The following is a 6812-nucleotide window of genomic DNA, read 5'->3' as shown; positions in this document are numbered from 1 at the left end:
GTCCGCCCCCGGCCCACCGGCCGGGGGCGGACACCGGTGAAGTGAGACGGCTGGCACCTGGTCCCGGGCGAACGAGCTCGGCTCAGACAGCCAGCACCGGTACGTCGTACTTCTGCACGACAGAGTCGCGTGTGGCCAGGACCAATTTCTCGCACTGGGCCTGAGCCACCAGCATCCGGTCGAACGGATCACGGTGGATGCCAGGAAGTCGACCGGCCACGACCGCGTGGTCAGCGGTGATGGGCAGGTGCCGGAAACCGCTGTCGCGAACGAGTTCAGGTAGGTTCGCCGGCTCTTTGATCTTGCCGATCGCCTGTTTGATGGTGATCTCCCAGATCGTGGCGGCGCTGACGTAGACCTCCGGCTCGTGATCCAGGCGGTCCGTGATCTCTGACGACAGGCTCGGATCGTCGGTCAACCACCAGATGACGACGTGAGTGTCGAGCAAGAGCGTCACGCTGTCGTCCCGAAGTCGTCCGCGATGCGGTCGTTCACCTCAGGGGAGTCCCAGTCGTCCGAGAGCACCACCCTGCCGCGCAGGGACCCGCGTGCGGTGCGATTGACCCGGCGTACGAGCGGGATGACCTTCGCGACCGGCTTGCCGGCTCGACTGATCACGATCTCTTCGCCGTGCTCGACACGGTCGATGATCCGCGACAGGTTCGTCTTGGCCTCGTGGATGTTGAACTGGGCGGCAGCCTCGCTTCCCATCTGACCTCCTTGGCTAACAGGTTAGTCCACTCGGATGCCCCGGTCGAGGAGCTTGACCTCGACTTCGGTTGAGGTTGCACGATGCCCTCTCGGTCTACCGAGGGAGCAACCGTGATCGACCCTGCCGCCCACATCCGGATCGCCCGACCGTCCCGTGACCTCGCCGTCGCGGAGCGCTTCTATCGCGACGGGCTCGGCCTGCACGTGCTCTGGCGGGGCCAGGGCGGTCCCGGCGAGCACGACCTGATCATGCTGGGCTGGCCGGAAGCCTCCTGGCACCTGGAACTGGTCGGCGGCCCGCACCTGGCGGTACGACCGACACCGGGCCCCGAGGACCTGCTCGTGATCTATCTCGGTGAAGTACCCGACGAGGCACTCGTCTCCCGACTCGAATCCGCCGGTGGTCGCCGGGTCGCTCAGGGCGCCTACTGGGACCGGTGGGGGGGTCACCGTCGAGGACCCGGACGGCTACCGCCTCGTGCTGTCCCAGCGTTCGTGGTCGAACGCCGACTGACTCTGCTCCTGCCCCGCCGGGCAGGCGCCCGCCGGGTTGTCGCACCCGGGCGGAAGAATGCTGTTCGTGCTGGTGGCGGTGGTGCCCGACGAGCGGGGCGGGGGAGTGCTGCAACCCCTCGACCCCGCCGGCACCGCCGTGGGGCCGCCGGAGTCGGTCGCCGACCTGGCTGCCGCGGTGGGTGCCAGGGAGCGGGTCGACTCGCCGCGCTGGGTCTGGGCCTGCGGCGCCACCCTCTATCCGGCGCTGCTGCGGGCCGGGGTCCGCGTCGCGCGCTGCCACGACGTGGAGCTGACCGAGGCGCTGCTGCTCGGTTACGCCGGCCGCTTCGGTGAGCCCCGGGCGCTGGCGGCGGCGTGGGCGCGGTTGACCGGCGCGCCGGTGCCGGCCGATCCGCCACCGCGCGTGGCCGCCCCGCCGGGCGGCGGGCAGGGCGCGCTCTTCGACGCCGTGCCCGGGCCGCCGGGTCCGGGCATCACGGCGTTGACCGGGGTGTACGCCGATCAGCTCGACCGGATCGCGGCGACCGGGGCGCCGGGGCGGTTCCGGCTGTTGGTGGCGGCCGAGTCGGCCGGCGCGTTGATCGGCCCCGAGATGGGTGCGGCCGGCCTGCCCTGGCGCGCCGACGTGCACGACGCGATCCTGACCGAGCTGCTCGGGGAGCCGTCCCCGGTGGGCGGGCCGCCGCGCCGGCTGGCCGAGTTGGCCGCGCGGATCGCCGAGGCGTTCGGCGTACGGCAGGTGCACGCGGACAGCCCGGCGGAGTTGTTGCGGGCGTTCGCGCGGGCCGGGGTGGAGCTGCCGAACACCCGGGCCTGGGTGTTGCGCGGGGTGGACCATCCGGCGGTGCCGCTGGTGCTGGAGTACAAGGAGCTCTACCGGATCTGGACGGCGCACGGGCGGGCCTGGCGGGACGCGTGGGTCCGCGAGGGGCGGTTCCAACCGGAGTACGTCCCCGGCGGGGTGGTGTCGGGCCGGTGGGCGACCCGGGGCGGTGGCGCGTTGCAGATCCCGAAGGTGATCCGCCGTGCGGTGGTGGCCGACCCGGGGTGGCGGTTCGTGGTGGCCGACGCGGGGCAGTTGGAGCCGCGGGTGCTGGCGGCGGTCTCCGGTGACGCCCGGCTCGCGGCGGCCGGTGCCACCGGTGACCTGTACGCCGCGTTGGCCCGGGACGCGTTCGGCGGCGACCGGGGCCGGGCCAAGCTCGCCCTGCTGGGGGCGATGTACGGGCAGACCGGTGGCGCGGCGGTGCCGGCTTTGGCGGTGCTGCGGCGCAACTATCCGACCGCGTTCGGCCACCTGGAGGCGGCGGCCCGCACCGGTGAGGCGGGTGGGCTGGTGCGGTCGTGGTTGGGGCGTACCTCCCCACCGGGGACGGCCGGGTTCGGCGCGGGTGACGACGGGCCGTCCGACCCGGACGAGGCCGGTGACCCGCAGTCGCCCCGGGCCCGGGCGGCCCGGTCCCGTGGGAGGTTCACCCGCAACTTCGTCATCCAGGCGACCGCCGCCGAGTGGGCCTCGACGCTGCTCGCGGTGCTGCGGGGCGAGGTGGCCGGCACCGAGGCCGAGTTGGTCTTCTTCCAGCACGACGAGGTGATCGTGCACTGCCCGGCCGCGCAGGCCGAGCGGGTCGCCGAGGCGGTCGACCGGGCCGGGCGGCGGGCCACCGCGCTGTTGTTCGGCGAGACCGCGGTGCGGTTCCCGTTGGACCTGTCGGTGGTGGAGTGTTACGCCGACGCGGCGTGAGTGGCGCTCGGCTGACCGGATCGGGGCCGTCGACGTCCCGTTGACGCCTATGGTGGGCGTTATGCGCAGATCGGGGTGGGTGCGGGTCGACGGGGCTCGCCGGTGAGCGCGGCCGTCGGGCGGCGGCACACCCGACTGGAGGGGTACGACAAGGTGACCGGCGCCGCCCGGTACGCGGTGGAGTACCCGGCGGCGGACATGGCGTACGCGTGGCTGGTGCCGGCGACGATCGCGCGGGGGACCGTCGCCGAGGTGGACACCACGGCGGCGCTGGCGGTCGACGGGGTGTTGGCGGTGCTGCACCACGGCGACGCGCCCCGGCTGGTCCCCGGGGTCGACGCGGAGGTGTTCCGCCTCCAGGATCCGTCGGTGCACTTCCGGGGGCAGGCCGTCGCGCTGGTGGTGGCGCAGACCTCGGAGGCGGCGCGGGAGGCGGCCGGGCTGGTCCGTCTTCGCTACGACGTGCAGCCGCACCACACCCGGCTGACCGCCGGGGACGACGGCTTCTATCGGCCCGACCACGTGAACCCGAGCTACCCGACCGACGTCCTCACCGGTGACTTCGACGCCGGCTTCGACGCCGCCGAGGTGCGGCTGGACCTCACCTACCGCACGCCGTCCTACCACAACAGCCCGATGGAGCCGCACGCGTCGACCGCGCAGTGGCGCGACGGGTGCCTGGTGGTGCACGACTCCAGTCAGGGCTCCGGGCCGGTCCGGGACGTGCTGGCCCGGCTGTTCGGGCTGCCGCCGGAGTCGGTCCGGACGATCAGTCGACACGTCGGTGGCGGCTTCGGCGGCAAGCTCTACGTCAAGGTGCAGACGGTGCTGGCCGCGATGGCGGCGCGGCACGTCGACCGGCCGGTCCGGCTGGCGCTGACCCGTCAGCAGACGTTCGGCCCGGTCGGCTACCGGACCCCGACCATCCAACGGATCCGGCTCGGCGCGGACCGGGACGGGCGACTCGTCGCCGTCGGCCACGACGCGCTGAGTCAGACCTCGCGGGTGACGGAGTTCGCCGAGCAGACCGCCGTCTACACCCGCCACATGTACGCCGCACCGCACCTGCGGTCCACGCACCGGGTGATCCGGCTGGACGTGCCCACGCCGTTCTGGATGCGGGCGCCCGGGTTCACCCCCGGTTCGTTCGCGCTGGAGTCGGCGCTGGACGAGTTGGCGTCGGCCTGCCGGGTCGACCCGGTCGAACTGCGCCTGCGCAACGACACTCCGGTCGATCCGGCGAGCGGGCAGCCGTTCACCAGCCGGAATCTGGCCGCCTGCCTGACCGACGGGGCGCGCAGGTTCGACTGGGCCCCCCGGGACCCGACGCCCCGGGCCCGGAGGTCCGGCCGGTGGCTGTTCGGCACCGGGGTGGCCGGCTGCACCTATCCCGCCCGGGTCCGGCCGGCCGCCGCGTCGGCCGCCGCCTTTCCCGACGGCAGTTTCGAGGTACGGATCAACGCCACCGACATCGGCACCGGCGCGCGGACCGCGTTGTGGCAGGTGGCCGTGGACGCGCTCGGCGCACCGCCGGACCGGGTCCGGATCGAGGTGGGTGACAGCGCCCTGCCGGCGGCGGACGTGGCCGGTGGGTCGATGGGACTGACCTCGTGGAGTTGGGCCGTGCTGCGGGCCTGCGAGCGGTTGTGTGACCGGCTCGGCGCGGCCTCCGGTCCGGTGCCGGCGGGCGGGTTGCTCGTCGAGGTGAGCACCGACGAGGAGGTCGCGGCGCAGCCGACGCTGCCGCGCTTCGCCTACGGGGCGCAGTTCGCCGAGGTCCGGGTGGACCAGGAGACCGGCGAGGTGCGGGTGCTGCGGCAGCTCGGGGTCTTCGCGGTCGGCCGGGTGGTCAACCCGAGCACGCTGCGCAGCCAGTTGATCGGCGGGATGACGATGGGCCTGTCGATGGCGCTGCACGAGGTGGGCGCGTTCGACCACCGGTACGGCACCTGGGCCAACCACGACCTGGCCGGTTACCACGTCAGCAGCAACGCCGACGTGCCGGCGGTGCGGGCGTACTGGGTGCCGGACGTCGACGTCGCGGTCAATCCGCTGGGCATCAAGGGAGCCGGGGAGATCGGCATCGTCGGTGCCGCCGCCGCGATCGCCAACGCCGTTCATCACGCCACCGGGGTACGCGTCCGGGAACTCCCGGTGACCCTGGACAAACTGCTCGTCGGCTGAGGTCGCGTCGCGCAGAGTTCACTCTGATTTCGGCTGTCGGGCATTGTGGAAAAGGGCCCGTTGACCGTCTCTCACCTGCGGTTTCTTGCGCGCTTTTGGTGTGCCACCCTGATGCCTCCAACTTGACCACTCCGGTCGGGGAGGTGACGATGCCGGGGAGGCGGAATGGCCAGACGCGTCTATGTGCACATCGGTGCGCCGAAGACGGGCAGCACCTTCGTGCAGAACGTGCTCTGGAGCAACCAGAACGTGTTGCGCAAGGCCGGGATCCTGCTGCCGGGCAGCGCGGTGGCGCACGACCAGGCGATGGCGGATCTGCGCGCGGCGCACTGGCGCGACGCCGAGGTGTACTGGACCTGGGACCGGCTGGCCGAGAAGGCACGCCGGTGGTCCGGCGACGTCATCATCAGTAACGAGGGGCTGGGTGCGGCGACCGGTGCGCAGGCGGCTCGGGCGATCGAGAGCCTGCAACCCGCCGAGGTGCACGTGATCGCGGCCGGGCGGGACCTGTGGCGGACGTTCCCGTCGACCTGGCAGCAGAGCATCCGGGCGCGCAGCACCTGGCGCTTCGACGCGTTCCTCCGGGCGGTCGAGGCGGGCCGGTTCGACGCCTTCTGGGACAACTACACCGCGCCCCGGATGCTGCGCCGCTGGGGTGATCTGGTGCCGGCGCGGCAGCGGCACCTGGTGGTCGTGCCGCCGCCCGGCGCACCCCGTGACCTGCTCTGGCGCCGCTTCGCCGGGGTGCTGGGCATCCCGGACGGTCTGTGCGAACTGACCGCGCCGACGTCGAATGCCTCGCTGGGTGCCGCGGAGAGCGAGGTGCTGCGCCGGGTCAACCAGGCGCTGGGGGACAGGTATCCGCTGCGGACGCCGTACCAGAAGGTGGTGCAGCGGCACCTGGTCGACGCGGTGCTCAAGGAGCGCGCCAACGCGCTGCGGTTCGGTGTCGGACTGGACCGGGCCGCGTGGGTGTGCGATCTCGCCGAGCAGCAGATCGCGGAGATCCGGGACTACCCGTGCACCGTGGTCGGTGATCTGGACGAGTTGCGGCCCACCGGGATGGAGCGGACGGTCAGTCCCGACGAGTTGGACGACGGGCAGTTGCTCGACGTGGCGATCGAGACGATCGTCGGCATGCTCGGTCACGCCGACTCTCTCGGTCGGCGGGCCGAGAGCCAGGCCGACGAGATGCTGTCGCGGCTGAAGGCCCGGGCCGCCGGTGGGGTGAAACGGCGTCTTCGGCTGGCCGGTCGACGGTCCTGAATTCTGCTGTGCACGCGCGGCGTCGGGCAGGTGAGGCGCGGGTGGGTGGTGCGCGGCGGGTCGGCGGCGTGGGCGGCCGACCCGCCGGTCGTGCGTGTCGTCAGGCTCCTGCGGCCGACTTGAGGTCGGCGGCCCGGTCCGTGTTCTCCCACGTCAGGTCCGGCAACTCCCGACCGAAATGCCCATACGCCGCCGTCTGCCCATAGATCGGCCGCAACAGATGCAGATCCCGAATGATCGCCGCCGGCCGCAGATCGAACACCTCCGACACCGTCTTCTCGATCGACGCCACCGGCACCGTCTCCGTACCGAACGTCTCCACGAACAAACTCACCGGATGCGCCTTACCAATCGCATACGCCACCTGCACCTCACACCGCTCCGCCAACCC

Annotated in this window: 6 protein-coding genes and 1 pseudogene; 4 read left to right on the top strand and 3 right to left on the bottom strand. The window is 72.4% G+C overall.

The window, feature by feature from the left end; genetic code table 11:
• Positions 1-82: 82 nt before the first annotated feature.
• On the bottom strand, positions 83-457 hold the full coding sequence (locus ACWDVW_RS32345) for a type II toxin-antitoxin system VapC family toxin (RefSeq protein ID WP_449956716.1): 375 nt from the start codon (positions 455-457) through the stop codon (positions 83-85).
• On the bottom strand, positions 454-711 hold the full coding sequence (locus tag ACWDVW_RS32340; RefSeq protein WP_449956713.1) for a type II toxin-antitoxin system Phd/YefM family antitoxin: 258 nt from the start codon (positions 709-711) through the stop codon (positions 454-456). Before ACWDVW_RS32340 ends, ACWDVW_RS32345 begins: the two co-directional genes overlap by 4 nt.
• 81 nt (positions 712-792) lie before the next feature.
• Between ACWDVW_RS32340 and ACWDVW_RS32335 the strand changes: the two are divergent.
• The 4 genes and pseudogenes from ACWDVW_RS32335 (at position 793) to ACWDVW_RS32320 (ending at position 6421) form a co-directional block, all read left to right on the top strand.
• Positions 793-1225: pseudogene (locus tag ACWDVW_RS32335) on the top strand (VOC family protein).
• Positions 1226-1282: 57 nt separating this feature from the next.
• Entirely contained in the window at positions 1283-2971 is a 1689-nt protein-coding gene (locus ACWDVW_RS32330; protein WP_449956710.1) for a bifunctional 3'-5' exonuclease/DNA polymerase, read from the top strand.
• 102 nt (positions 2972-3073) lie between these two features.
• Positions 3074-5155 (top strand): xanthine dehydrogenase family protein molybdopterin-binding subunit, encoded by a 2082-nt coding sequence (locus ACWDVW_RS32325; RefSeq protein WP_449956707.1) that lies wholly within the window; start codon positions 3074-3076, stop codon positions 5153-5155.
• 165 nt (positions 5156-5320) lie between these two features.
• A complete protein-coding gene (locus tag ACWDVW_RS32320) occupies positions 5321-6421 on the top strand; it encodes a hypothetical protein (protein WP_449956704.1) in 1101 nt (366 codons plus the stop codon).
• 100 nt (positions 6422-6521) lie between these two features.
• Here ACWDVW_RS32320 and ACWDVW_RS32315 read toward each other — a convergent pair.
• Positions 6522-6812: methionine adenosyltransferase domain-containing protein (locus ACWDVW_RS32315; RefSeq protein ID WP_449956701.1), on the bottom strand; the 291-nt coding region annotated here is incomplete at its 5' end.

The sequence above is a fragment of the Micromonospora sp. NPDC003241 genome, assembly GCF_053589795.1.
This window is presented reverse-complemented; position numbering and strand designations above follow the sequence as displayed.